Origin of the sequence: Salisediminibacterium beveridgei, from assembly GCF_001721685.1 — a bacterium.
In the GTDB taxonomy this organism is placed as follows: Bacteria; Bacillota; Bacilli; order Bacillales; family Salisediminibacteriaceae; genus Salisediminibacterium; species Salisediminibacterium beveridgei.
Window position 1 is genome coordinate 574886 of sequence record NZ_CP012502.1, and the last position, 25390, is coordinate 600275.

Genomic DNA, 25390 nt, shown 5'->3' on the forward strand with positions numbered 1-25390 from the left:
AAACACATTTTATGAAACCGGTCTTGCGTCAACAACTGTATAGTAACAACGAATCGAGGAGGAAGTAAACATGGAAAATCAGGATAAATTGCGCATATTGTTAATTGATGATCACCAACTGTTTCGCGAAGGGGTCAAACGGATCCTGACGATGGAGCCGGGTTTTGAAGTGGTGGCAGAAGGCAACGACGGGGAAGATGTCGTGGACCTGGTCCGCCAGAATAAGCCGGACGTCGTCCTCATGGATATTAATATGCCTGGCATCAACGGAGTGGATGCCACGAAAAACTTACTGAAATCGTTCCCGAATGTACGGGTATTGATCCTGTCCATTCATGACGATGAATCCTATGTGACGCATGTCCTGAAAACAGGCGCCGCGGGTTACCTGTTAAAAGAAATGGATACCGAAGCATTGATTGAAGCCGTCAAGGTTGTCGGCAACGGTGGATCGTATATTCACCCGAAAGTGACGCATAATCTCATTAAGGAGTACCGCCGGCTTGCAAACGAGAATGGCAACAACGGCGAAATCGGATTCCGTGAAGTGGAATACCGCCGCCCGCTGCACCTGTTGACGCGCCGGGAATGCGAAGTACTGCAGCTCATGACAGACGGTAAGAGTAACCGGGCCATCGGGGAAGCCCTCTACATTTCCGAGAAGACGGTGAAAAACCACGTCAGTAACATTCTGCAGAAGATGAGCATGAATGACCGCACACAGGCCGTTGTGGACGCGATTAAAAATGGCTGGGTAAAAGTGAACTGATTCAAACATGATCCAAACAGCAGGATTCTTTACGCACCGGTGAATGGACTGGTGCGTTTTCTATATTTTAGTAGACAGCAGGGACGGCTCTTGTTACGATATGAGTTAACAGGAAGCGGATTGAAAAACGCAAGACCAACAGAAAGCAGGGATTGATCATGAGCAAAACCGCAATTGTTACCGATAGCACTTCCTACATCCCTTCCGATATTCGCAATGCACATGGCATCACGATGGTGCCTTTAAACGTCATGTTTGGCGATGAAATGTATCAGGAAGAGACGGATATCAGCACGATGGAATTCTATGAAAAAATGAAGACAACCGAAGCACTGCCGACGACAAGTCAGCCTTCCATCGGTCTATTTGAAGAGACGTTCACCCGTCTGGCAAAGACGGCTGATGACATCCTCGTCATCACCTTATCAAGCGGCATCAGCGGCACCTTTGAAACGGCACATTCCGCTGCACAGATGGTGGAGGGGGCGAACGTGTACCTCTTTGATTCGGAAGTGAGCTGCTACGTTCAAGGATTCTATGTCATCACAGCGGCCAAGCTTGCCGAAGACGGCATGAAGGCAAAACAGATTTTGAGCCATCTGGAAAAAATGAAACAGCGCACCCGCGCCTATTTCATGGCCGATGACCTCAATCACCTCCACCGCGGCGGGCGTCTGAACGGCGCGCAGATGCTGGTGGGGAGTCTCCTGCAGGTGAAACCTGTGCTTCATTTCGATGATAAAAAGATCGTGCCCTATGAAAAAGTCCGCACCGCCAAAAAGGCGATTGCCAAAATCCTCGGTCTTCTCCATGAAGACGCCAAGTTCGGCGCAGCCCTTGACGTGGTTGTCATCCACGCCAACCGGCCTGAAAAAGCGGAAGAGCTGAAAAAATACATCAAATCCAAGTATCCGGACGTCACAGTGACGACGTCGCACTTTGGCCCGGTCATCGGGACACATCTCGGAGAAGGGAGTCTTGGTATCGGCTGGACCGATGCAGACTTAGCGATATAACGCATTATCCATTCGCAATACCCCACATCATACCGGCGCTGTCTGGCCACCAAACCAGCCGGCGCCCGCTTTTTTCTCCCCGGAAACAACCGGTTCGCTCCACTTCGAACACCCAATCCAACTTTTGAGAACTGAATAGTTATGGAGGCGACGCTTATGCGTTTTATTCAAGTATCCGTAAAAGAAGCGGAGACGTTTTTTTGTCATGCCTTTTCAGGGGTGGACCATTGGCTTGTGCCCGAACGGCTCCCTGGCATTCCTGACGAATGGCTTGATCCGTCCCGGCTGGTGACCTTAGCCGAGACAAAAGGTATGCCGAAGATTCACCCTTACAGGGAGGAGTTTGAACCCTGTGCCCGTCTCATGACGATGACCCGGGGGCGCAGGCTGCTTTTGGATGAGGTTTTGAGTGAAGTGACGCTGGCGGATGTGGATGAGCATGTCCGCGCCGGTTATCTGAGCTATGAAACGGCTATAAAAGATGACGGCGATACATGCGGACGCTGCGGCGCTGAAGTCACCGGTCTCATTCCCGGGTGTGGGCGCTGCAAAAGAGCGTGCCGGTATTGCCGGGCATGCATCCAGATGGGCCGGGTCGCGTCTTGCAGCCTGTTTGTGGTGCCGTTTTCCGGAGAATCTGCCGCTGAAAAGCAGGCCCCTGTCACGCTCGACTGGCAGGGGGAGCTGACAGCAGCCCAGGCCAAAGCGGCAGCTATGCTCTTGGCCAAAGTGAAAGAGGGCACGCCAGAGACGCTCTGCTGGGCGGTATGCGGTGCGGGGAAGACGGAAATGCTGTTTCCGCTGATCCACGAAGCCCTGCAAGCAGGGAAGCGGGTCATGATCGCCACGCCCCGGACCGATGTCGTGAAGGAGCTGGTACCGCGCCTCTCTGCCGCCTTCTCATCGACGGAGGTGGCAGGCTTTTACGGGGACTGCCCGGACCGTTTTGCTGATGCAGAGCTCGTGATTGCGACCACGCACCAGGCGATGCGCTTTAAACAGGCATTCGCGCTCATCATCATCGACGAGGTGGACGCCTACCCGTATACCGCCGATGAGCGGCTGCAGTACGCCGTGGAGGACGCCTTGTCACCGGACGGATCACTCGTTTACCTCACCGCGACACCGTCGGAAAAACTGAAGCGGCGGGCGTTGAGCGGCGCAATGCCCTATGCCCGGGTACCCCGGCGTTATCACGGTCACCCGCTGCCCGTTCCGAAAAAGGTCTGGATCGGCGAATGGCAGGAACGGCTGAAAAAAGCGAAGTGGCGAACACCGCTATCCAGGAAGGTCCTCGACTGGGTCAATGGCCGACTCGCTGAAGGACGGCCTGCCTTTCTCTTCGTGCCGCGGATTGATCTGGAAGAAGCGGTGGTGAACGCATTGATCGCGGGCTGCGACGGTTTGACGGCAGACACCATCGCCCACGTGCACGCCGCCGACCCGGAGCGCGCCGAGAAGGTCACGGCTTTTCGGGAGGGGCGGATCAAGGTGATCGTCACCACCTCGATCCTCGAGCGCGGCGTCACGATCCCCGGCGCCCAGGTCGCGATACTCGGCGCGGAAGACGACGTGTTTACAGAAGCGGCCCTCGTCCAGATGGCGGGCCGTGCCGGACGGCGGGCCGATCAGCCGGACGGTGACATTGCCTTCTTTCACTACGGGGCGACACGCGCCATGAACCAGGCGATCCGGCATATCACCGGGATGAATGCTGAACCGGTAAAAGTAGACAGTCCGCAGGGCGGTGAGTCAGAGGGCTTTTGATGAGCAGAAGGGCTGGCGTGGTGAGCAAGCGGGCTTTTTTGATGAGCAGGATCCTGATATTGATGAACAGCCGCGAACTATTGATGAGCAAGTCCATTCTTTTGATGAACAACTACCAAACTGACTCATTTTTGGAGGGAAAACCATGCGAATGTTGGAACGAATTGCCCCGCCTGAGCTGATTTACGATCCCAACGATTCAACACTGCTGCAAGGGGCATATCATCAACGGCGGGATCACATCCTTGCTCGCCTCCAGGAAGCCGCCGAAAACCACGCGAAAGGAGCACTCACGTCATGAAGACCTGCCTGCTTTGTCATACTTCGTTCAGCCCGCCCTTTGGTTGGGCGGCATTCACCGGTATCGGTTACAAAGAACCGATGCTCTGTCACACGTGCGAGGGGCTTTTTCACCGCATTACACACATCTCCTGCCCGGTGTGCGGCCGTGATGAAGAAGTCCTGCCGCATCACGTGAAGCAAAAAAACGTCTGGACAAACTGGCAAAGTCCCAAGTTACCTGATGCTGCATGTGCAGACTGCCGGCAGTGGGCCGACAACCCTCGTGCGGCCTGTGTGATGAACCGGTCTCTCTATACCTACCATGAGGGCATGAAAGACGTCATGGCGACGTACAAATACCGCGGGGATGCCACATTGGCCACCCTCTTTACCAAAGACCTCGCCAAGCTTGCCAGACAAAGCGGGGCCGATCTCTTCACAACGATTCCGCTGGCGGAAGACCGCCTCTGGGAACGGGGCTTTAACCAGGCAACGCTCCTTTCGGGGGCGTTACCGCTCACCTTGCTTCTCACGCGTAACGGCGTCACATCCGGTAAACAGAGTAAACGGACAAAGGGGGAACGGCTCGCGCACCTGGAAAACGCCTTTCAGCTCATCGCAGAACCACCGGAACTGACCGGGAAAACCGTCTGCATCATCGACGACATCTACACCACGGGAGCAACGGTGCGAACCGCGGCAAAGCTGCTCCTGGCGGCAGGAGCAAAAGCCGTTCTTTCCACAACGCTCATCCGGGCATGATCTGCCCATTTCAATTCTGCGGAATTTGTCGTAAAATGGAGGCAGGCAAACAAAAGCGAAGGAGTGATCCGAATGGCGGAACTGTCCAATTGCCCGAACTGCGGGGCGCTTTTTGTAAAAGCACTGCGTCCATATTGCGACAAATGTGCAAGAGAGGCCGAAGAAAAATTCGATACCGTCTACCGGTTTATCCGAAAACGGGAGAACCGCTCGGCGAGTCTCGAAGAAGTCCACGAAGAAACAGCTGTCGACAAAGACCTCATTATTCAATGGATCCGGGAAGGGCGCCTTAAAATTTCACAAATGCCGAACATGGGCATCCCCTGTGAACACTGCGGCAAGACCGTCAGTGAAGGCAAGCTTTGTGAGAGTTGCCGCAGCAAACTGACCGGTGAACTGAAAAAAGGCGACAAGGAAAAAGACTTCGAAGACCGGAAGAAGCAGCGTGAGCGCGAGCGATATACGACGTACTCCACCCTGGAAGACAAAGTCCGACGCGACGGCAGATGACGATCAGGAACACCGGAAATCACTGAAGTCCGGTGTTTTTGTTTTTTCCTCGCGCTGTGGCTAAAGATTTCAGCACGGCATCCGATATAGGAAGTAAGAAGAACAATGTAAGGAGGTGCACCACCCATGAAAATCAATCCAATGCAGTCGGTGCAAGCCTATCGCAAGCTGCAGGAAACCCAGCAGCAGGAGAAGCAGGACAAGCCTCAAAAGTCAGATGAGGTACAGATCTCCAAGGAAGCGAAAGCCATGATGGAAAAATCAACGACCTATTCCGCCGAACGGGCTGAAAAGGTGCAGGAAATCAAAGCACAAATTGAAAACGGCACTTATAAAGTAAACGCTCAGGAAACGGCGAAGAAATTCTACGAATTCTGGGACTGAGAACGACGTGCTGACTACGGAATCGGGGTGAACCTGAATGGTGAACGATCTGATTAAAATCATCCAGGCGATGGTCACGGTGCATCAAACGCTCAATGACCTCGCGGTGGCGAAACAGGACGCTGTAAAAAAAGGCGATATGAAGGACCTCGAAGCGGTGATGCAAAAAGAAGCACCGCTGATCCAGAAGCTTCGAAAGCTCGAGAACACCCGCATGCACCTCATCAGCCAGTGGCAAGATGAGAAGGGTCTCGTGAAAGAGGGGGTCACCATCGATCAGCTCTTGCCGCTCTTTCCTGAAAAGGAAAGCAGGGAACTCGAAGCCTGGTCCACCCGTCTCATTGAACAAATGATCCGCCTCAAGGAGCAGAACGATTTGAACGAACAGCTTCTTGAGGATTCTTTGCGCTTTGTGAATGTCACGCTCGATGCGATGCGTCCGCAAAATCACTTCAACAACTATTCAGGCAACGGGCCTGAGGATGACGATGACTTCAAATCCGGGGATCACTCCCTGTTTGACTCCAAGGCCTGACCTCACGATCACAGCAGTTAACCGATAAAGGAGCGAATCCCATGCTTTCAACCTTTCATGGTCTCGAGACCGCGAGGCGCGGCCTGAATACCACCCAGACCGCCTTACATACAACCGGCCACAACATCGCCAATGCCAATACCCCGGGCTATTCCCGTCAGCGGGTCAACATGAATCCGACAGACCCGTTTCCGAACCCGGCGTTCAATAAGCCAGGCATCCCGGGTCAGCTGGGTACCGGTGTGAAAGCCAGTGAAATCCAGCGGGTCCGGGACGAGTTTCTTGACCTGCAGTACCGCGGGGAAAACAATCAGCACGGCTACTGGGCCGCCCGTAATGACGCGTGGGTCAAAGTCGAGGACATCATGAATGAACCGTCCGAGAGCGGTCTGGCGAAAACAATGGATCAGTTCTGGGAATCCCTGCAGGATCTGTCTGTGAACCCGGAAGATTCCGGTGCGCGCGGGGTGGTCCGTCAAAACGGCGTCGCCGTGGCGGATACGTTCAATCTCTCGTACGACGGCCTCGAACAGATCCAGCGCGATTACGGGGATGATCTCGAGATCACCGCCGATGACATCAACTCACTGCTCCGGCAATTGAACAGTCTGAATACACAAATCTCCAAAGTGGAGCCCCACGGGATGCTGCCAAACGATCTGTATGATGAGCGCGACGTGTTAGTGGATGAACTGTCCAAACACCTGAACATTAAAGTCGACACGGTCGGAAGCGGCGGGGTCTCAAACGAAGTCGCGAGCGGGAAATACACAATCACGATGCTTGATGATGCGGGACGCTCCACAGGGATCAAGCTCATTGACGGCAGTCAGCTCGACTACAATGAACTCGACGTCCAGTATCAAAATGAAGCATTGGACGAAGAGGGCAAGGGCCTTGCTACAGGTGTGACGTTTTTGAATGAGCGGCTCACCAATGTGGAGACTAGCGATCAGCTGGGCGGTGACCCGAACTCGATCCGTGCCGACGCGTTCCCGGCATCCGGTGAATTCCTCGCCAAGATGGAAGCCTATGGGTACGTGGACGGCGAAGGCGAGGCCAGGGGGATCTTCCCGGAGATGCTGAAGGAACTCGATACGATGGTGCATAACTTCGCGGCAGAATTCAATGACGTGCACCGCTCAGGCTGGAGCCTTGCTGAAATTGACGCGGGGGAGAAAATGAACTTTGACTTTTTTGATTTCAAGCAAGCACCGGGTGAAAACGGGGAACGGGCAGCGAAATTTTTGAAAGTGCACGACGAGATCATGGAGAGCCGGGACAACATTGCAGCCAGTGGCGCCGGTGATCTGATTGCCGGAGGAATGGCTCTGGATGAAGAGGCAGGTCCTGCTTACCCGGGCGAAGCACAACTTTCGGTCAACGGCCGCTTTACCGGCGATTACGATGCAGTGACAGTCACGTATGACGACGGCAATTGGACGTTCAGTCATGGCGGTGAAGAGACGGTTGTCACAAACGCAGAGGCTGAAGAGGACAACTATCAGGTGGAGATCGATGGGTTGAGCTATGACGTCGCTTCCTTTTTTAACGAAGACGGGGAAATTGACGGGGATCTGGCGGATAACACAACGTTCACCATGGATAACCTCCAGCGGGACCAAGCCTTCAGCGGGGACGGTTCGAACGCGCTGGCGCTTGCGAATGTGAAGGATACGGAGTTGGACTTCAATGGGAACCGCACGGATATTCAGAGCTACTACCAGGCGGTCATTGGTGAAATGGCCGTGCAGACCAGTGAGTCTGAGCGGTTGACGAAAAATACAGATGTCCTCCGGGATTCAGTGAATGAGCGGAGACAATCGGTAAGTTCGGTTTCTCTCGATGAGGAAATGACGATGATGATTCAGTTCCAGCATGCTTACAACGCAGCGGCAAGGAGCCTGACGGCAGTGGATGAAATGCTCGATCGGATCATCAATCAGATGGGTCTTGTCGGCAGGTAAATATCCAACAATTATTTGAGGGTTTCAGGTTGTTTTCAATCGCTTTAGGCGGACGCGTGCACCACAGGCACCTGAGCATCATCTGCTCGAAGTGAACGACTTGCAGTGATTCCATCGCCCAGGGGCTTGTCCTCAACTAACCACGTCGACTTGTTGAGTCGACGTGGTGGATTTTCGGACTGCGCTAATCCCTCGGGCGTCGCCGCCTGGCGCTCCTGAAAACATTAAGGGGAAATCATCAACCATCTTAAAATGAAACGATCTGTATAGTGATTGTCATTCATCGCGAGACGCCTGCAGCGAATGTAGACACAGTGAGGTACGAACTGATGTCGCCCAGGTACCTTCAAGTGGAAAAGCAAGAGCTGAAGATCCACCTCTGGTGTATTTCCGGAGGTTAGCTTCAGCCTTGCCTGCGGCAAGCGAGTGATGAATGACAATCCATCTATGCACCACCCATTCCACACAAAGCAGGTGAAGCCAGTGAGAGTGACACAATCGATGATGGCCAGCAGCTCGCTGCGCCAGTTAAATCAAAGCTATCAGAGCTTAAAAACGCATCAGGATCAGCTGGCGACGGGAAAGAAGATCTCCCGGGCTTCGCAGGATCCGGTGATCGCGATGAACGGCATGCGTTACCGGACCCAGGTGGCAGAGACCGATCAGTTTAAACGGAACCTGTCTGAAGTGTATAACTGGATGGATACCTCGGATGACACCCTCGATCAGGGTACCCAGGCGATGCACCGGATCCGTGAACTGACGGTGCAGGCGTCCAATGATTCCTATGATGCAGGGCAGCGGGCGAATATCGCCAAGGAAGTGGATCAGCTCTTGGAACAGCTTGTGTCCACGTCGAATCACCGCAACAACAATAAATTCATTTTCAACGGCACGGACACGACCAATGCACCGGTGGATCAAGACCGGATGGACTACGGCACGACACAGATTGCCAACGGAGGCGATGTTGCTGCAGAAGATGTGGACCTTGTTTACAGGGGCGCGACGTATCACGTGGCTGCAGAAGGGCCGATTGAGAACGCTGATGACATCCCTGAAGAACTGAATGCCTTGCCGGTGCAGGTGAAAGAACAGCTGGCACGTGACGGAGCTGTCGAACTGAACGATGACGATCCACCACAGATCACGGAAGTGAATGACGGCTACCAGATCTTTCAGAACACGTCCGATACGATGGGGGATCAGGTCGTTGCCATCAATCAGAATGACGGTGTGGCCGATCAGGACCGCATCCGGCAATACAGCCTGCAGCGAAATGACAACGGTGATCTCGTAAATGACCAGGGCGAGCGGGTGACAAATCCGGAAGAAGCAGCCATACGCGACACCCGGCGTGTTCCTGAGAACCAGGCGATCATTTCCCGTCAGGATGCCGTTTCGACAAACGATCAGGACGTGGAAGTGGAAATCCTCAAAGGGGTGAAACTGCCGGTGAACGTCGACCCGAAGAATGTGTTCACGAATGAACTGTTCGGGGATGTGATGGCACTTCGTAACGCCCTTGAAGACCCGGATACCAGTGCCGGCGAGCTCTCGGAAATGCTCGGGGTCATGGATCACCACATCAACAACTTCGTCGATGAACGGGCGGAACTTGGTGCCCGGGTGAACCGCGTGGAGATGGTCGATGAACGGGTCCAGCAGCAACAGGTCATTGCAAAACGGATCATGTCCGACAATGAGGATGCTGAAATGGAAAAGGTCATTACCGAGATGCTTTCTCAGGAGAATGTCCACCGGGCAGCCCTGTCTGCCACCGGCCGGATCATTCAGCCAACGTTAATGGACTTTTTGAGATAAGCCAAATGAGCTGACAAAGGAGGCGTGATAATGGACCTGCCACGGATCGCGATTCAATCGACTCAGGCACAGACAGCCGTCCAGACAAGCCGTCCTCCGATGTCGATCAGTCAGCAAAATGCCGACATGCAAATTGACAATGCTCTCTCGGGGCGCTTTCGCATGAGCCAGGAATTTGTGGAGATCTCCATTGATCAGACGGAAGCCTTTGCGGATGCGGATGTAAAGTCGATTTTCAGACGAAATGATGAATGGGCCCAGCGTGCCATGCAGCAGGCCCTGCAGTATGCGGCGAAGACCGCCAGGCAAGGGGAACAGCTGAAGAAAATCGAGAACCAGGGCGACGTGATCCCGGAGCTTGCCCGTCAGGACGGCGAGCGTGCACCGAAGGAATACAACTACGGGGCCGTGCCCTCATCGATGGACAAAGTGCAGTTCGGCTATCAGCCAGGGGATATCCAGGTGGATGTGGACTGGCCCGATGCGAATATCCGCGTTCAGCGACACGAGCCGCAAGTCTCCATTCCCCGCTGGGAAACAAACGTCTACCTCCAGCAGAAAAACACCATCCGCTTTGACGTGACGGGAAACACGATCAATACGATGCGCTGATTGGGTCAGGCTGTTCCGACACGTTCACCGTGGCAGGGACGGCCTGTTTGATTACCCGGCGTTGAATCAATGATGGAACATCGTTTGGAATTTCGATACAATGAACCAAGACGCATTTCGAACCGACAGATGGAGGGATACCCGTGTTAATTGAGACGAAATACTCCGGGGAACTGGAGATTAACGAAAACAATATTGTGACCTTTGATCAGGGCATACCGAGCTTTGAAACCGAAACCCGGTTTATCCTCTTGCCCTTCAGCAACGAACCGAGCCCGTTTTATGTCCTGCAGTCCGTGGAAACGCCTGGTCTTGCCCTGGTGGTGATGACGCCGTTCAGCTTCTTTCCGGACTACGAGGTGAAACTGAGTGACCAGACCCTCGAGGATCTGAAAATTGAAGACGAGAACGACGTGGCGCTCCTCGTTGTCCTCACATTAAAAGACACCCTGGAAGCATCCACTGCCAACCTGCGTGGCCCGGTGGTCATTAACAGTAAAAAGCAGCTGGGGAAACAGATCGCCCTCAGTCAGCCCGACCTGCATACCCGCCATGCCTTAAAGCCGTTGACCGCGAAGAAGGAGGGCTGAGCGATGCTTGTACTTTCTCGTAAACTCAATGAATCCATCAAGATCGGGGACGACATTGAACTGACCGTCGTTTCGATAGACGGGGAACAAGTGAAAATCGGCATCAATGCCCCAAAAAACGTGGATATCCATCGTAAAGAGGTCTACCTCTCGATTCAGGAAGAGAATACAAAAGCCGCGGATTCACCGTCCTTAGACCTGTTACAGCAATTGACGGACGCCCTCCCTAACCAGGATAAACGGTGATTTTAAAAGGTCAGTCCGGGGTTCTGCGGGCTGACCTTTTCATCAAGTTGCAAGCCTGCATATGAAACAAGAAAAGTCGCATCAAAGTAACGACTATCGAATCTTGTCGTTTTATACAGTCTAAGGGTAATCTAAAATGGTGATTGAAAAATGTGAAAGGGGACACACTTCCATGCATCGGACTCAAACCCAACCAACAGTAAAGTCCAAGGTCCTCTTTATCGATCGTGATCAACACCTTTCACGGGAAGCACGTATGAAGATTGAACGAATGCCCGCCAGTCGTGAAATCGTCATCGATAAAGAACTCCCTTACCAGCTCAATGAAGAGGATATTGTTTTCCTCATCCTCGGGGACTATACCATCGACACATTAGATCGAACCGAACGTATGATAGAAGCGATTGTCAAAGAGGACGTGCCTGTGCTGCTTTTGACAGTCCAGGAGCCGAAGCCTTCTCTGTTCAGTTACCTGCACCAGGGACTCTCGGGTATCGTGTCCAAGAACGAGTTTCTTGACTGGCACTACCTGATTCTGAATGCCATTGATCAGGAAGGGGTCTATCTGGACCAGGCCCTGCACGGGGATATGGTGGAAGACATCTACCGGAAGAAGCTCCGGCATAAGGCGATTCAGCGGCTTGTGTTCCGCCCGGACGACGTGGACGTGAGCCTCACGAAAAACGAAAAACAGGTGCTCCAGCTCATCCTCGACGGCCACAACAACCGCCGCATCGCGGAGATCATGTTCCTCGCCCCCTCCACCGTCAGCACCACCATCAGCCATCTCTTAAAGAAGATCGGTGCCAACGACCGCACCGACGCGATGGTGAAACTCATCAAGAACGGCTGGGTGGATGCGGTCCGCTAAATCAAATGACCTAAGACTCCTGTATATAATCAGGGGTCTTTCTTTGTTCATAGGGAAAAATTCATCGATCAGGCAAAAAAAATCCAAAAAACCCTAAACAATTGAAATGGTGTTCCGATATAACCCGTGACAGTGATCATACAAATCTGGCGGCCGACAGATGAGGACGATCACTGAAAGCTATGCTTCCACTCACAAGGATGTGACAGGAAGTCAAAAAATATCAAGGAGGATATTACTTATGATTATTAACAACAACATTCCAGCAATGAACACGCACCGTCAAATGGGTGTGAACCAACAAAACATGCAGTCTTCAATGGAGAAATTGTCTTCAGGTATGCAGATCAACCGTGCAGGTGACGATGCAGCAGGACTTTCCATCTCTGAGAAAATGCGTGCACAGATCAATGGTCTGGATCAGGCAAGCACAAACGCTCAGGACAGCATCTCACTGATTCAAACAGCAGAAGGTGCACTTGACGAAACTCACTCAATCCTTCAGCGTATGCGTGAACTCGCTGTTCAGTCTGCCAACGACACGAACGTGGACGAAGGTGACCGTGAAGCAATTCAAGCGGAAGTGGATCAGCTGGCAGAAGAAGTTACCCGTATCTCTGAAAACACGGAGTTCAACACGCAGAGCTTGGTAGACGGTTCTTTTGAAGGGACATTCCATATCGGTGCCAATGCAGAACAAAACATTGAATTGTCTATCGGTGACATGGGAGCAGAAACGTTAAGCGTAGGTGAAAACCTCATTGTTGATGGTGATAACCTTAGTGTAATTAATGAAGATGGAGATGCCGGAGACCCGGTTTATTCCTTTGTTGAAGAGGATACTGACGCGGGAATTACTGCAGGCTACTATGCTGTCGATGATATTGACGGTGATGGAGATACCATTGAAGAAGGTGCAGCTCCACGCATCACAGTAGATGATGCATTTGATGTAGATGATGAAAAAGTGAGTCTTGGAATTAATGTATCTACCCAGGAAGAAGCTGACTCAGCTATCACTACAATCAACGATGCAATAACAAGTGTATCTGAACAGCGTTCTGATCTCGGTGCAACGCAAAACCGTTTGGAGCACACAATTTCTAACCTGGACAATGCTTCTGAAAATCTCTCAGCTGCAGAATCCCGTATCCGTGACGTAGATATGGCTGCTGAAATGATGGAAATGACTCGTTCAAACATCCTTTCCCAAGCGTCCCAGTCTATGCTGGCTCAAGCTAACCAACAGCCACAATCTGTACTGCAACTGCTTGGTTAATATTTACGAACAAATTAGAGACTCTAGTGATTATGCTAGAGTCTCTTTCTTTGCATATCGGAGGTTAATTTTGGCTCTAAAATATATGTTAGGGCTTATTATCAATTGCGGTTCTCTATAACAGTTAAATTTACTATAATTTCAATTTATTGAATATTATAATTATGTAACTTCTTAATTTTTCTAGGAGATGTTTTATATTGAATTTTAGAATAGATCTATTAAAGGAATATATTGAAATGGATAAAAGAATTGAAGAATTACATAAAATTATTAATCACCACCCTGAACATAAAAGGAGTATAAAAATTGAAGAATCAAATGCGAATGGAAAAGGGAAAATCCAGTACTTTAAAACTGAGGTTATTATAGAACTTGACGTTAAATTAAATGAAGAATCTATTCTAATATTGGGGCATGAGTTGATGCATTACTTGTTGATACTTAATGGAGCATTACTACCTGTAAAAATTAATGAAAATAATGGGGGCTTTGAGGAAGGGTTAAACCATTTCTTAATGAAAGGATTAACACATCATCTTCTGTTGAAACAAGAATTAAATAATATAGGTTTTGAGGAACTTCAAACTGAGTATTCTTTATGTAATAGTATTCAGCCAATGCCACCAGACTTCTATTTTGGATATGAGATGTGGTTATTAGAATTATTCGACCGTTCTACTTTTGCTGAGAATTATGATTTTGCTTCATTAAAAAATCAATTTTCAAATGAAGGGTTAAGTGAGGTTTACGAAATTCTTAAATCTTCTTCAAATGTTACAATTGAAGGTGTTAACAATATCTCAGGAAAACTAATTAGGATATTTAATTGCGAAAACGAATTGAAACTAAAAAACATAGATTACTATACCGGTATTTAGCGCCTGACTCCCACTCCGCTAAAGTGCAATGCGTTAATGTGGATAGTGAGCGCTATTTTAAGCATTCCTTTTTGCGATCCTATTCAGAAGTTCATAAGCAACTGAACAACTTAGTGAATGTGCATAAAACTGTCAGCGATTTGGGTGAACTATAGGCTAATAAAAACTCACATGAAAATATAAAATATTTTTTAAAAAAGCTAAACAATCGATTAAGAACTCCGATATATTAGGTGTAAGGTAAATGAATAAAAAAGACGGTCACTCAGGACGAGTAACGTTTGTTTTTTTATTGCAGGACGCAATGGATTTTCATTCAGTTCTCGTACTTTTTTGTTCATTTAATGTAAATTATGTAATTAAACTTTGTTTTATATTATAATCAAGAAGGGGGGCTGTCTGTGCTGGTACTTCAAACTAAACCGGGTGAGGAAATTCGTATTGGTGAATCGATCGTCATTCGCGTGGTTGAAAACCGTAAAGGGCAGTTGCGTCTGGCCATTGATGCACCAAGAGAAGTGAAGATCGACAGAGGAGAGAGAATTCAGGCAGCTGTGCAGGATGTGAGCTGAAGAATAAATATTATACACGAAAGCTCAGGACGAGCGAATGGGAATTCCAGACTTTGCAGGACGCAAAGCCCCTGGCATCTTATTTGCTTGTTTTTTTATTGTTTTGATTTATATGACAACATAAGGATATGTTGATCAACTAATGATTCCAAGGAGGGTGTTCAAATGTTGGTATTAGGGAGAAAACCAGGCGAGTATGTAGTGATTGATGATCAGATTATTGTGAAAGTGGTAAAGGGTGCCGGGGGACAGTTGAGACTGGCCATCGATGCACCGAAGTCGATTTCGATCGTACGGGGCGAAACATATGAGAGCAATAAAGAGCTGGTGGAAGTACAAAGTGTAGTGAATTAAATCAAAAACATTATAATTGCGCTCAAGGACGAGCAAACGAACAGTCAGGAACTTGCGGGAGGCAAGCACCAGTCTGTTGGTTTGCTCGTCTTTTATTTTTACTAGGAGGTGAAGGTTGAGCACGTAAGGAAAGGTTGTCCGTCACTAAAGTCACGAGCGTCACACAGGTGAAAACGGAAGTTCACCTAAACAAAAAACAAAACACACGGAGGTATGTAAAATGATTATTAACAACAACATTCCAGCAATGAACACACATCGACAATTGGGTGTTAATCAAAATGCGATGCAAAATTCAATGGAAAAGCTTTCTTCAGGTATGCGGATCAATCGTGCAGGTGACGATGCTGCGGGTCTTGCGATTTCTGAAAAGATGCGTGCACAGATCAATGGTTTGGACCAGGCTAGCCGTAACGCTCAGGATGGTATTTCTTTGATCCAGACTGCAGAAGGTGCACTTGATGAGACGCACTCTATCCTTCAGCGTATGCGTGAGCTTGCAGTTCAGTCAGCGAACGATACTAATACTGCTGAGGACCGTGCTGAAATTCAAAAAGAAGTAGATCAACTTGCTGCCGAAATCACTCGTGTTGGAGATAATACTGAGTTTAATACTCAAACACTATTAGACGGTAATTTAAATAACAAATTCCATATTGGTGCAAATGAAGGACAAAACATTTCTGTTTCAGTTGCTGATATGCGTTCAGATGCATTAGCAGTAGGAACAGCTTATACTGCTGATACCACTGATGCTACAACAGGAACGTTGCTTGGAGAAGATGGAGAAACTGTCGTTGGTACATTCCAAGAAGCTGTTGAAGAAGTGACTGATGGAGATGGAAATGTTACTACGGAAGCCTCATTAGCCGGCTATTACAATGGCGACGATGAATTAGTCTTAGCCTCTGAAACTACAATAGATAATGGCATTACTGGTGCAATAGGAATTGATGTTTCTAGTCAAGAAGCTGCGGATGGTGCAATTACTACTATAAATTCAGCTATCGAAACAGTTTCAGCGCAGCGCTCTGAGCTTGGTGCAGTTCAAAACCGTTTAGAGCACACCATCTCTAACCTGGACAATTCGTCTGAAAACCTGTCCGCTGCGGAATCCCGTATCCGTGACGTTGACATGGCCGCTGAGATGATGGAGATGACGCGTGCGAACATCCTGTCTCAAGCTTCTCAGTCCATGCTAGCACAGGCAAACCAGCAGCCGCAGTCCGTACTGCAGCTTCTTGGTTAATAGTCATACTGATATTTTTGAAGGGCTCCAGCCTCGGCTGGGGTCCTTTGCTGTTTGAAAAAGAAAATACTGAAATTGAACTATAGAATTTTTCCAGCATCAATTTTTTATTTTCATAAAGAATAGTGGGTACTTCGTCGATATAATAGTGAATCAATTATGAATTGAAAGAAGGGATAAAGTGAGTAACAAACGCGAACTCGAAATTAAACTCATCAATCAATCGATCAAAGCGATTCATTTCTCCGTCGACAGTCTAAATAATGAAGCTTACAGTGATGCCATAGAGATGTATAATACAGTTTTGAAAGCCTATGATTCTCTAATCAAACTGTACGAGGATTACGAGGGCAAGAATACATACATTCCTGACCAATTGAGGAGTATTGAAGCAGACCACAAATCTGTCATTAAGGCATTTGAAAAAGGAGAATGGAGAGGATTAAGTAATCGTATTCATTCAACAATATTATCAACCTACAAAACTCTATTGGAAACCTCTTTGGAACTGAAGGAATTCGAAGAGAAGAACGTTAATGTCTATGATAAATATTATGGCATGTTTAAAGAAGCAGGTTATTTAGAAAATGTTACTGATGAAAAATTGGATCGGATTCAGCGGTATTGGCGTAAACATTACGGGAAAGAAGCGGATCCTTCATTTCATTTGGCTTATGAACATATTACCGGCACTTTGGATGAGAGAGTTGTCCCGCAAGGCTTTATGTTCAGAGAAATTATTCCCTACTTGAATGACAAATCGATGATGCATTTTTACAAGGATAAAAATGTATACGATATGTTGATTGATGCAGAGAATCGCCCGGATAGTGTGCTGAAATGTGTCAACGGTCAATATTTTAATGCGGATCATCTCACAATATCAAAAGGTAAGGCCCTTCAGACGATTTTTAACACAAAAGAGGATTTGATCATAAAACACAGTTTATCTGATGATGGTAAGGGCATCGGTAAATTGAAATTCTATAAACATGCTCATTATTATAATGAGAAGAAGCTGTCGTTAAATGAGATCGAACAAGTATGGGGAGATAACTTCATCATACAGAAAGTGATCAAACAGCATCCGGTGATGGCTGAACCACATAAATATTCGGTGAATACAGTTCGTATTGTTACATTAAGATGGAATGACAGTGTTCATCATTTAATGAGTTATGCGAGGTTTGGCGTTGGAAAATCGATCACTGATAATGCTGCGAGTGAAGGTATGTGTATCGGAATTCAGCCCGATGGAACGTTTATGAATTTTTCGATTGGGACTGATTCCAAATTGCACTATGTACATCCAACAACAGATTTTGAATTTTCAAAGCTGGGTAAAATACCTGATTTTGAAGAAGTTGTTGAGTCTGTTTTGAAATTACACGATCGTATTCTACATGAAAACTATGTGTCATGGGATATTGCAATCGGACTGGATGGCAGACCTATATTTATCGAAATGAATTTTTGGGGCGCCACATGGAAATATCAGCTATCTTGCCAAATGCCAGCTCTAGGTCATTTTACTGAAGAAATCCTGACAGCAGTTAAAAAAGATAGAGAGAAAAAGCAACAGGTGCAACAAGATAAAGACCGCTCACTACATACACAAACATAATAGAGACGGAATCTGACAGGTGCTTATAACCAGGAAATAAGGGTCTGACTCAACTAAAGCCTTGCAAAGGCGAACCGGCAAACGCAGTCTTTTCTGCAGCTTCTTGGCTAATACCCATACTGACTACCATGAAAGGCTTCAGCTGGAGTCTTTCTTTTCCATTTGAAAAAGAACTTCGTGATTCTCCGTTGACAAAACAAAACCTGTGTAAAAGCAGAAACAACCTCTGAAACCTGGACGGTCATCCAAGGTCAGAGGCTGTTTCAATGGTTTTCAGGTCATTCATGTCCAGCTCAATTTCTTATTTCATGTAACGGTATTCCATCAGACTGTTCAGAATGGCGACTTCCTGTAATAATTCGGTTCCCACATTGGTTTCCATTACCTTTTTTCGCACCAGCTCTTTATCGACGATTCGTTTGACGGATAACACATCTGTCCCATTAAGCAGCACGTCTTCTTTTGAGTGGAAATGTTTATGGGCGACGAGTTGCATGCCGTAGGAATTATAAAGCAGTGTGTAGCCGGCGATGCCGGTGTCTGATTGATAGGCCTTGGAGAAGCCGCCATCAATGACGATCATCTTGCCGTTTGCCTTTACCGGATTCTCCCCGCTTCGTTCTTTTATGGGGGTATGACCATTGATGATATGGCCCTGATCAGGGTTCAGGTCAAAATCTTTCAGGATTTGCCGGCAGGTGTCTTCATCTTCGCGTAAGTAGTAGTATGGATTCTTTCTCTCTTCATGGGCTTTCTTATCTGTAATGAAATACCTTTCGAATGTGGTCATTTCCCGTTTTCCGAAGAGGGATGAATATTCCCCGGTCCATAGATACCAGACCATATCGGTTGCAAGATCGTCTGTCTCGTGAGGATTGGCGTAAGCTTTGCGTACATACCGTTCGAACACATCCAGTAACTCGCGGCCGGCATAGGTTTTATTTTCAATCTCCATGGTTTCCATCGTGCCGTTTTCCTCTAACGGTATGCAGCCGTGGATGAGTAAGTTGCCGTTATATTTCAAATACAGATTCCCTTTCTTCATGAGGAAATTCATATGTCTCGCGAGCTTCTCGGAATGCTGGACCGAAAACAGCAGTTTGTCGATGACTTTCTGTTCTTCCTCCAGCAGCCGGTCGGGCTCTTCCGGGTCAACGGTCGCAAAGCACGTGTTTTCCAGCGGGTACGTTTCCCCGTGAATGGTGATTTCTTTCTTCTCATAATCCACTTTTTCAAGCAAAAGCCGCTCAGACATATTGAAGTTCGGGCGTCGTTTGATGATCGGTATTTCCAGTTTGAACTGGATGATGGCAATGGCTTGCTGGATTTTGGAGATTTGATTTTTTTCATGTTCGGGTAACGGTTCATCCGAATCACTCTTTGGCATAAACTTCGGATTGGTGTCGTAGTATTTCTCCGCAAGATTAAGAAGGGGTCTCAGATTAATGCCGTAAACATCTTCAATAATGTCCAGGTTATCGTAGCGGGCACAGATGCGGATAATATTCGCTAAACAGACCTTGGATCCGGCAAAAGCCCCCATCCACAGCACATCGTGATTGCCCCACTGGATATCGACGGAATGATAGTTGATGAGGGCGTCCATGATTTTATCGGGCTCAGGTCCACGGTCATAAATATCCCCGACGACATGAAGGTGATCGACAACGAGCCGCTGCGTGGTATAGGCAAGACCGGTAATGAGTTTATCCGCCTGGCCAAGGGTTATGATCTGCTCGACAATTTTGGAATAGTAGTCTTTCTTATTCGTCAATTCTTCGGTTTTGTATAACAGCTCTTCAATAATATAAACAAATTGGCTGGGCAATGCTTTACGGAGCTTGGAGCGTGTATATTTGAAGGACGCAAAGGAGATCAGCCGGATCATGCGCTCAATGGTTTCTGCATACCAGTGGTTTAATTCCGTCTTGTTGTTAAAACTGTTCTTGATTAACTGGATTTTTTCTTCCGGATAATACACCAGTGTCGCAAATTCAGTGATTTCGTCTTCAGTGAATTCCTCTTCAAACAGCACTTTGATTTTCTCTTTCACATTCCCAGATCCGTTTCGCAGTACATGCTGAAAGGCTTGATATTCACCATGTAAATCACTGACAAAATGCTCTGTTCCCTTTGGCAGGTTGAGAATCGCCTCCAGTTTAATGATTTCAGTTACCACTTTTTCCTCGCTGTCATACCGTTGAGCCAGTAGATCCAACATTTTTGTGTCCAACGTGATAGACTCCCCTTTCCAGGTCATGAATGATTTGTACTTCATAGAAACGTTTACGTATGTTTAAGGAATGAAACCAAGTTTCCTTAACATGCCACCTGCTAAGTATGAGGTTTTATCGAGCTTTTGTTGGGGCGGCATGGGTTACAAAGGATGCAAGTCAATGGACTGTGCCATTCACATGAGAGCGCATTCACTTATTAATCACTTCATTTTAACATAGAATTCCTGAAAAATGGGCCTGACTCGGTCTTGGGTGAATTTAAAACCACACGGCTGCAAGCCAGGTGATGAACGGGATCGTAAGGAGTGAGAGCAGTGTCGAGTAGGCGATGGTAATGACGGCGGTGTTCTCGTCTTTGTCCGGCAGGTACCGGGCAAACAGGATGGCAGAAAGTGTGAACGTCGGCATCGCTGACAAGATGATGACGAGGTTCTTTAGATCTGCTGACAGCGGGGTCCAGGACAGAACGAACATCGTCATAAGCGGGATCGCCAGAAGTCGAACAGTCAGTGGAAACCAGATCTGGCGATAGGCGCCGACGCCTGAACGTTTGAAGAGGCCCTGAAGCAGCATACCGATGTAGAGCATCGCCAAAGGTGCGGCGAGCCCGGCCAGGTGTTCCGTTAACTGACGGGCGAATGCCGGCGGTTCAAAGCCAACAACGGCAGACGTCAAGCCGACGGTGATGGCAATGAGCGGAACATTGATGAACGATTTGAGCACGCTCCGGATCGACATGCCGCTCCCTGACTGCAGGAATGCAATGACGATCGTAAACAGGACAAGGTCCAATGCTGCGTCAAAAATCGCCGCAAGCAGTCCGCCGACCGGACCGAAGATCGTGGCGGCGAGCGGAATCCCGATAAAACCGGTATTGCCGAGTGCCGCCAGGACGACGAGCTTTTTGGACAGCGTGGATTCGAATCTGAACAATTTGGCGATGAGCCAGGCGAACAGCAGGGCGCCGATATGAAAAATGATAGAGATCATAAAAATCAGGAAAGCCTGGTTCAAGAGATTCCCGCTCACATCCGTATTGAAGACACCGTTCAGAATAATCGACGGTACGGCGATGTTCAGGATGATGAGGATCAGTACCTTTTTGACATCTTGGGATATGGGTACTTTCCAGGCGAACAACATGCCGAGGGCTATGATGACCCCCATGACGGTGATCGACGTGGAAACGAGGGTGACGTTCATAGTGTAGGAGGTCCTTTCGTTCTGTATTGTACCGATCGTCATCGCTGGTTTGTTTACAGCATGAAAATGAAGAGGATACATCGTTTATCGTAATCGCATTGAGCGAATGTGTAAATGGTCAAGTCGGGGCATGATGCTTACTCAACCACGATGATTGCTGACAATGCTGGTTGCCGTGAGAGCTTTTTTTCTCAGATGTTTCTGATGCAATAAGAGCAGTGGTGATACATTCGGATTAACAGATCGGAATTTTCTGATCATTTTTCATGAAGTTTTTGATATAATGAATTCTGTAATGCATCACCCAGCCGACTTGGTACTTCGGGTAAACAACCATCTTACATAAACCGATACAAAGAAAAAGCAGATTACATAAATGGAAGCAGGGATAGGATGGAGAAGTACATCGAAGTGATGAAGCAAAGTCTGAACGTGCTTGAGACGATGATTGAGGGGCTTGAGCATATTCCACAGCAGATCCAGGAAAACAAGACGCCGGATGCGATCCAGCTGATGGACGACATGATGGTGGGGTTTATGTCTGTTGAGAAGTCTTTAACACCGGTATTGGAAGAAGCAGAAGGGGCGGATATTGCCACGCAACAGCTCCAAAAAGTGAATGAAACGTTTGAACGGGTTGTCACGGCGATGGAAAACGATGCGTTTGACACCGTGGCGGCCATCTTAGAGCAAGCATTGACCCCGCAGGTGAAAAAACTCCATGCGACCCTGACGGAACTTTTCGCGCCTTATGTTTTGTTATAATTGGAGATGAGAGGTGTTCTGATGTCGGAAGAACGAAAAGATTCTTTATCCTTGGAACAGCAAAAGGCGATCGACAAACAGCAAAAACAATTCGATGAAATCCATACGATCATGCTGAAGATGAAAGCCATTGCCTTCAAGGCGACTGACGAGTCCCTGACAGACGAGGAGCGTCAGTCCTTGCAAGATGAGATGGATTCTTTGAAGGAAAAACTCGATGCGCGCTATCAGTCGATGCTGAAAAATGATGAGGAATAATCATACAGACTAGCAGGCAGGGACTTCCCTGGCTGCTTTTTTGGGTGTTATTTAGGGCATCGTTTTCATGCATCGATTGAACGAGGGTGAAGGTGATGAAAATCTTTTTTTTCATCGTACTTCTTCGCTTTTATGGATGCAGGAAGGACGTTCTGAAAAAAAGCAATCACAAGTGTTTCAATTGATGCCAATAGGGGTAATTCCAACCAACCGGGCAATCATCTGACAGTTCACAATTGATGGTTGATCACGGACAATATACTAACGGGTAAAGGGGCAAAATAACATGGAATTATTATCGATTCTTTCTCAAATCATCATTGCGATCTCGATCGTCATCGTCTGGGTATTCCGGTTTGACAACATCGTTGTGGAATTTAAGCAGTACGGGTTATCGGATCTCACACGAAATTCAGTTGGGGCAATCAAAATCGCCTTATCCACCCTGCTTGTAACAGGCATCTGGTATCCGGAACCGGTGACGTTTGCAGCATTGTTCATGGCGTTTCTGATGGTTTGCGCACAGGCAGCGCATTTTAAAGTGAAAAACCCGTGGAGTAAGCACGTACCGTCATTCGTTCTTCTTCTTCTGTCATTGTTTGTAGCGGCTGTCCATTCCGGGATCCTGAGTTGATCTCACCGCTCGCGTTTGGATTGATTCTTGTTTCTTCGATCTCGTTTATCGTGTATGGGCTGACGTGCATCTTTTCCGTGAAGATGAAAGAGGAATTCAAGCGTTTCGGGCTGGCGAAGTTCCCGGAGCTGATCGGCGTATTGGAGATTGCAGGCGGCATCGGTCTATTGATCGGCCTGTATTTCCCCTTTTTTTTGGTGCTCTCGACAGGTGGACTGACGTTTCTGATGTTCATGGCGCTCTTTTTCCGCATGAAAGCAGGGGACACATTCTGGCAGTCATCACCGGCCACGGTGTTCATGATCCTGACAGGGTACCTGTTTGTTGTCGCTGTGAACCTTTGATAGCAAAGAGTTTAGCGGGATACGAACAAAATGAGTCGATTTATTTTCAAATAAGGGTATCTATTTGCAGATGAGCGGGTTATACTGTAGAAAGCTTCTTGAGGTTCGGATATGAATGAAAGATGAATGTTACGTGATATTCCTCTGGATTAAGTAAATGAAGAGCTCAACTTGCAAAACAATGTGGGCAACCCCCACCCAGGAGGAACATCATTATGACACAAGGTACAGTAAAATGGTTTAATGCAGAAAAAGGTTTCGGTTTCATCGAAGTTGAAGGACAGGACGATGTATTCGTACACTTCTCCGCGATCCAAGGCGAAGGCTTCAAATCACTTGACGAAGGTCAAACAGTAAACTTCGACATCGAGCAAGGCCAGCGTGGCCCACAGGCGGCTAACGTACAGAAGTAATTCTTCTATAAGAACGCCCTTTCGCTTCATTGCGGGAGGGCTTTTTTTATACCTCAGCAGGAAAGTAGAAGTGCAACGAAGCCGTTCGCCATTCACGTGGCGGTAAGCCGAGTTTTCTTTACCCATTGCCGGGATGCGTCGGACCTTCGGTTTATGGTAAAATGAAACGAATATTGATTTAGTGAAGGGTGGTTGAGCCATACCATGACAAAAAAAGACAACAATAATGTCGTACCAATGCAAATGGAAGTGCCGGTTGAAGAACTCGTCGGCGCCTTTGCGGATTTGAATGAATACGCCTTAACGCATTACCAGGAGGACCTGGAACGTTACCAGCTCGAGCACTTTACCGAGCCGGAGCATTCCAGTGATGATATGGTGCAGGCCTATCAGATGACGTACATCTGGAACATGATGCACGCGCCGATTGTTTCCCGGGAAGAGGGTACATATGTCACGATTCATCAGCACTTCACCGAGCTTGCGGAGAAGCATGAGCAGTATTCGCCGGTCGTGTTACATGCATTCCGTAAACTCGATGAAATTTCACCGGACGTGTATGAAGTCACGGCGCTGGTGAAGGCGGAAAATGAGGAAGGTGACACATTTCTGCCTTTGGCTGCGTCGATCGTGCACGATCACGAACCGCTGTTTATCCCGACGCCGGAGCATGAAGACTATGTGGAAGGGGATCTGATCGTCTGTTTCGGCTACCCTGTGGACGATGCGGTGATTCCCCTGATGATGCCGTTTCGGATCGCGGCTGAACACCGGAATGCATTTGAGAATGCGATGGTGAATATCACGACTGATCATGACTTTGAAAGTACAAAAGAGTTGATGGCAGACCCGGCTGGGAGCTTTTTTGACGGCGTACTGCTCCCCTTCGTGAATGAGCTGTACGAGATGTCGGATCTGCTCGACGAACCACTTGAAAATGAGAACCAACAGGCGGTGGACGATCTCCTCAGAGACGTTCTCGAAGACAAATACCCTGAAGACGTGGTCGAAACGGTCCGGATGATGTGGCAGTCCTTTTGCCTGCACGAGGACCCGACGATCCGTTCGGTTCCAAACCACGCTGCCGCGATGCTGTATGAGGCGCTGTCGTTCTTGGCCAGCGGCTTCAAAGTCACCTTACAGGAAGCGGCTGAACTCTTTGACGCAAAACCATCGGGCATGAAGCACGCGCGTTTGAAGCTTGAAACCTTTATTGACGAACACTACGGGGATGCAAGTGAAGACGATGAAGCGGCCATGGATCTTGATGAACTGACAAAACTGCTCGGGGAAGACGAAGTGAAGCGTCTGTTTGAGGATCGCGATAAGAACTGAGAATGACGCTGCGCCCACTGGGGTGCGGCGTTTTTTTGATCCTTACCGCTACAAAATGATGAAACCCGCTGCTCCTTTGTCCCGTATACTCAGTTTGGGAAATGTTG

30 protein-coding genes are annotated in these 25390 nt (G+C 48.3%); 28 read left to right on the forward strand and 2 right to left on the reverse strand.

Features of this window, described 5'->3' with window-relative positions; genetic code table 11:
- Positions 1-70 precede the first annotated feature (70 nt).
- The 21 genes from BBEV_RS02470 to BBEV_RS02555 all read left to right on the forward strand — a co-directional run bounded on the left by BBEV_RS02470 (position 71) and on the right by BBEV_RS02555 (position 18094).
- Positions 71-769: a response regulator gene (locus BBEV_RS02470; RefSeq protein WP_069364021.1), complete on the forward strand. Its 699-nt coding sequence runs from the start codon at positions 71-73 to the stop codon at positions 767-769.
- A gap of 158 nt (positions 770-927) precedes the next feature.
- Positions 928-1785 (forward strand): DegV family protein, encoded by an 858-nt coding sequence (locus BBEV_RS02475; protein ID WP_069364022.1) that lies wholly within the window; start codon positions 928-930, stop codon positions 1783-1785.
- A gap of 156 nt (positions 1786-1941) precedes the next feature.
- The gene (locus BBEV_RS02480) at positions 1942-3552 is read left to right on the forward strand and encodes an ATP-dependent helicase ComFA (RefSeq protein ID WP_069364023.1); all 1611 of its coding nucleotides are present in this window, start codon (positions 1942-1944) and stop codon (positions 3550-3552) included.
- Positions 3533-3676 (forward strand): hypothetical protein, encoded by a 144-nt coding sequence (locus BBEV_RS17325; protein WP_157100906.1) that lies wholly within the window; start codon positions 3533-3535, stop codon positions 3674-3676. The genes BBEV_RS02480 and BBEV_RS17325 overlap by 20 nt, the downstream gene beginning before the upstream one ends.
- A gap of 21 nt (positions 3677-3697) precedes the next feature.
- Positions 3698-3853, forward strand: a complete 156-nt coding sequence (locus BBEV_RS17330; protein ID WP_157100907.1) for a hypothetical protein — start codon at positions 3698-3700, stop codon at positions 3851-3853.
- An 80-nt stretch (positions 3854-3933) separates the two neighbouring features.
- Positions 3934-4596 carry a ComF family protein gene (locus BBEV_RS02485; protein WP_198155052.1) on the forward strand — a complete coding sequence of 221 codons (663 nt, stop codon included), beginning with the start codon at positions 3934-3936 and terminating at the stop codon, positions 4594-4596.
- Between the two features lie 72 nt (positions 4597-4668).
- Positions 4669-5106: a TIGR03826 family flagellar region protein gene (locus tag BBEV_RS02490; protein WP_069364025.1), complete on the forward strand. Its 438-nt coding sequence runs from the start codon at positions 4669-4671 to the stop codon at positions 5104-5106.
- A 126-nt stretch (positions 5107-5232) separates the two neighbouring features.
- Entirely contained in the window at positions 5233-5490 is a 258-nt protein-coding gene (gene flgM, locus BBEV_RS02495; RefSeq protein WP_069364026.1) for a flagellar biosynthesis anti-sigma factor FlgM, read from the forward strand.
- Positions 5491-5527: 37 nt separating this feature from the next.
- Positions 5528-6025: a flagellar protein FlgN gene (locus BBEV_RS02500; RefSeq protein WP_069364027.1), complete on the forward strand. Its 498-nt coding sequence runs from the start codon at positions 5528-5530 to the stop codon at positions 6023-6025.
- Between the two features lie 41 nt (positions 6026-6066).
- Entirely contained in the window at positions 6067-7992 is a 1926-nt protein-coding gene (gene flgK, locus BBEV_RS02505; protein ID WP_069364028.1) for a flagellar hook-associated protein FlgK, read from the forward strand.
- 483 nt (positions 7993-8475) lie between these two features.
- Positions 8476-9816, forward strand: a complete 1341-nt coding sequence (flgL, locus tag BBEV_RS02510; RefSeq protein WP_069364029.1) for a flagellar hook-associated protein FlgL — start codon at positions 8476-8478, stop codon at positions 9814-9816.
- Positions 9817-9846: 30 nt separating this feature from the next.
- A complete protein-coding gene (locus BBEV_RS02515) occupies positions 9847-10428 on the forward strand; it encodes a DUF6470 family protein (RefSeq protein WP_069364030.1) in 582 nt (193 codons plus the stop codon).
- A 143-nt stretch (positions 10429-10571) separates the two neighbouring features.
- Positions 10572-11018: a flagellar assembly protein FliW gene (gene fliW / locus BBEV_RS02520; protein ID WP_069364031.1), complete on the forward strand. Its 447-nt coding sequence runs from the start codon at positions 10572-10574 to the stop codon at positions 11016-11018.
- 3 nt (positions 11019-11021) lie between these two features.
- Complete coding sequence (gene csrA / locus BBEV_RS02525) at positions 11022-11264, forward strand: carbon storage regulator CsrA (RefSeq protein ID WP_069364032.1); 243 nt, start codon at positions 11022-11024, stop codon at positions 11262-11264.
- A gap of 256 nt (positions 11265-11520) precedes the next feature.
- The gene (locus tag BBEV_RS02530) at positions 11521-12135 is read left to right on the forward strand and encodes a response regulator transcription factor (RefSeq protein WP_198155053.1); all 615 of its coding nucleotides are present in this window, start codon (positions 11521-11523) and stop codon (positions 12133-12135) included.
- 241 nt (positions 12136-12376) lie between these two features.
- Complete coding sequence (locus BBEV_RS02535) at positions 12377-13414, forward strand: flagellin N-terminal helical domain-containing protein (protein WP_069364034.1); 1038 nt, start codon at positions 12377-12379, stop codon at positions 13412-13414.
- A gap of 200 nt (positions 13415-13614) precedes the next feature.
- The gene (locus tag BBEV_RS02540) at positions 13615-14295 is read left to right on the forward strand and encodes a hypothetical protein (RefSeq protein WP_069364035.1); all 681 of its coding nucleotides are present in this window, start codon (positions 13615-13617) and stop codon (positions 14293-14295) included.
- 401 nt (positions 14296-14696) lie between these two features.
- On the forward strand, positions 14697-14867 hold the full coding sequence (locus BBEV_RS17065; RefSeq protein WP_084007188.1) for a carbon storage regulator: 171 nt from the start codon (positions 14697-14699) through the stop codon (positions 14865-14867).
- Between the two features lie 165 nt (positions 14868-15032).
- On the forward strand, positions 15033-15221 hold the full coding sequence (locus BBEV_RS02545) for a carbon storage regulator (protein WP_069364036.1): 189 nt from the start codon (positions 15033-15035) through the stop codon (positions 15219-15221).
- Between the two features lie 220 nt (positions 15222-15441).
- Positions 15442-16470 (forward strand): flagellin N-terminal helical domain-containing protein, encoded by a 1029-nt coding sequence (locus BBEV_RS02550; protein WP_069364037.1) that lies wholly within the window; start codon positions 15442-15444, stop codon positions 16468-16470.
- Positions 16471-16651: 181 nt separating this feature from the next.
- The gene (locus BBEV_RS02555; protein WP_069364038.1) at positions 16652-18094 is read left to right on the forward strand and encodes a sugar-transfer associated ATP-grasp domain-containing protein; all 1443 of its coding nucleotides are present in this window, start codon (positions 16652-16654) and stop codon (positions 18092-18094) included.
- A gap of 301 nt (positions 18095-18395) precedes the next feature.
- Here the strand turns inward: BBEV_RS02555 and BBEV_RS02560 are convergent, their stop codons facing one another.
- Together BBEV_RS02560 and BBEV_RS02565 are read right to left on the reverse strand one after the other, a co-directional pair.
- On the reverse strand, positions 18396-20327 hold the full coding sequence (locus BBEV_RS02560; protein ID WP_069364039.1) for a fructose-bisphosphatase class III: 1932 nt from the start codon (positions 20325-20327) through the stop codon (positions 18396-18398).
- A gap of 262 nt (positions 20328-20589) precedes the next feature.
- The gene (locus BBEV_RS02565) at positions 20590-21576 is read right to left on the reverse strand and encodes an AEC family transporter (protein WP_232318254.1); all 987 of its coding nucleotides are present in this window, start codon (positions 21574-21576) and stop codon (positions 20590-20592) included.
- A 351-nt stretch (positions 21577-21927) separates the two neighbouring features.
- On the opposite strand from BBEV_RS02565, the gene BBEV_RS02570 reads away from it, so the two are divergent.
- From BBEV_RS02570 to BBEV_RS02595, 7 genes are all read left to right on the forward strand, one after another.
- The gene (locus BBEV_RS02570) at positions 21928-22299 is read left to right on the forward strand and encodes a DUF8042 domain-containing protein (RefSeq protein WP_069364041.1); all 372 of its coding nucleotides are present in this window, start codon (positions 21928-21930) and stop codon (positions 22297-22299) included.
- Positions 22300-22320: 21 nt separating this feature from the next.
- On the forward strand, positions 22321-22557 hold the full coding sequence (locus BBEV_RS02575; protein WP_069364042.1) for a flagellin N-terminal helical domain-containing protein: 237 nt from the start codon (positions 22321-22323) through the stop codon (positions 22555-22557).
- A 67-nt stretch (positions 22558-22624) separates the two neighbouring features.
- A complete protein-coding gene (locus BBEV_RS17335; RefSeq protein WP_157100908.1) occupies positions 22625-22783 on the forward strand; it encodes a hypothetical protein in 159 nt (52 codons plus the stop codon).
- A 60-nt stretch (positions 22784-22843) separates the two neighbouring features.
- On the forward strand, positions 22844-23191 hold the full coding sequence (locus BBEV_RS02580) for a DoxX family protein (protein WP_069364043.1): 348 nt from the start codon (positions 22844-22846) through the stop codon (positions 23189-23191).
- An 83-nt stretch (positions 23192-23274) separates the two neighbouring features.
- Positions 23275-23535, forward strand: a complete 261-nt coding sequence (locus tag BBEV_RS02585) for a DoxX family protein (protein ID WP_232318348.1) — start codon at positions 23275-23277, stop codon at positions 23533-23535.
- A gap of 215 nt (positions 23536-23750) precedes the next feature.
- Positions 23751-23948 carry a cold-shock protein gene (locus tag BBEV_RS02590; protein WP_069364044.1) on the forward strand — a complete coding sequence of 66 codons (198 nt, stop codon included), beginning with the start codon at positions 23751-23753 and terminating at the stop codon, positions 23946-23948.
- Positions 23949-24152: 204 nt separating this feature from the next.
- A complete protein-coding gene (locus tag BBEV_RS02595; RefSeq protein ID WP_069364045.1) occupies positions 24153-25283 on the forward strand; it encodes a hypothetical protein in 1131 nt (376 codons plus the stop codon).
- Positions 25284-25390 lie beyond the last annotated feature (107 nt).

Bases quoted from the DNA above. Each gene is read 5' to 3' on its own strand.
- BBEV_RS02470 (WP_069364021.1), top strand. From the start codon at position 71: ATGGAAAATCAGGATAAATTGCGCATATTGTTAATTGATGATCACCAA.
- BBEV_RS02475 (WP_069364022.1), top strand. From the start codon at position 928: ATGAGCAAAACCGCAATTGTTACCGATAGCACTTCCTACATCCCTTCC.
- BBEV_RS02480 (WP_069364023.1), top strand. From the start codon at position 1,942: ATGCGTTTTATTCAAGTATCCGTAAAAGAAGCGGAGACGTTTTTTTGT.
- BBEV_RS17330 (WP_157100907.1), top strand. From the start codon at position 3,698: ATGCGAATGTTGGAACGAATTGCCCCGCCTGAGCTGATTTACGATCCC.
- BBEV_RS02485 (WP_198155052.1), top strand. From the start codon at position 3,934: ATGCTCTGTCACACGTGCGAGGGGCTTTTTCACCGCATTACACACATC.
- BBEV_RS02490 (WP_069364025.1), top strand. From the start codon at position 4,669: ATGGCGGAACTGTCCAATTGCCCGAACTGCGGGGCGCTTTTTGTAAAA.
- flgM (WP_069364026.1), top strand. From the start codon at position 5,233: ATGAAAATCAATCCAATGCAGTCGGTGCAAGCCTATCGCAAGCTGCAG.
- BBEV_RS02500 (WP_069364027.1), top strand. From the start codon at position 5,528: ATGGTGAACGATCTGATTAAAATCATCCAGGCGATGGTCACGGTGCAT.
- flgK (WP_069364028.1), top strand. From the start codon at position 6,067: ATGCTTTCAACCTTTCATGGTCTCGAGACCGCGAGGCGCGGCCTGAAT.
- BBEV_RS02515 (WP_069364030.1), top strand. From the start codon at position 9,847: ATGGACCTGCCACGGATCGCGATTCAATCGACTCAGGCACAGACAGCC.
- csrA (WP_069364032.1), top strand. From the start codon at position 11,022: ATGCTTGTACTTTCTCGTAAACTCAATGAATCCATCAAGATCGGGGAC.
- BBEV_RS02530 (WP_198155053.1), top strand. From the start codon at position 11,521: ATGAAGATTGAACGAATGCCCGCCAGTCGTGAAATCGTCATCGATAAA.
- BBEV_RS02535 (WP_069364034.1), top strand. From the start codon at position 12,377: ATGATTATTAACAACAACATTCCAGCAATGAACACGCACCGTCAAATG.
- BBEV_RS02545 (WP_069364036.1), top strand. From the start codon at position 15,033: ATGTTGGTATTAGGGAGAAAACCAGGCGAGTATGTAGTGATTGATGAT.
- BBEV_RS02550 (WP_069364037.1), top strand. From the start codon at position 15,442: ATGATTATTAACAACAACATTCCAGCAATGAACACACATCGACAATTG.
- BBEV_RS02565 (WP_232318254.1), bottom strand. From the start codon at position 21,576: ATGACGATCGGTACAATACAGAACGAAAGGACCTCCTACACTATGAAC.
- BBEV_RS02570 (WP_069364041.1), top strand. From the start codon at position 21,928: ATGGAGAAGTACATCGAAGTGATGAAGCAAAGTCTGAACGTGCTTGAG.
- BBEV_RS02575 (WP_069364042.1), top strand. From the start codon at position 22,321: ATGTCGGAAGAACGAAAAGATTCTTTATCCTTGGAACAGCAAAAGGCG.
- BBEV_RS17335 (WP_157100908.1), top strand. From the start codon at position 22,625: ATGCATCGATTGAACGAGGGTGAAGGTGATGAAAATCTTTTTTTTCAT.
- BBEV_RS02580 (WP_069364043.1), top strand. From the start codon at position 22,844: ATGGAATTATTATCGATTCTTTCTCAAATCATCATTGCGATCTCGATC.
- BBEV_RS02585 (WP_232318348.1), top strand. From the start codon at position 23,275: ATGAAAGAGGAATTCAAGCGTTTCGGGCTGGCGAAGTTCCCGGAGCTG.
- BBEV_RS02590 (WP_069364044.1), top strand. From the start codon at position 23,751: ATGACACAAGGTACAGTAAAATGGTTTAATGCAGAAAAAGGTTTCGGT.
- BBEV_RS02595 (WP_069364045.1), top strand. From the start codon at position 24,153: ATGACAAAAAAAGACAACAATAATGTCGTACCAATGCAAATGGAAGTG.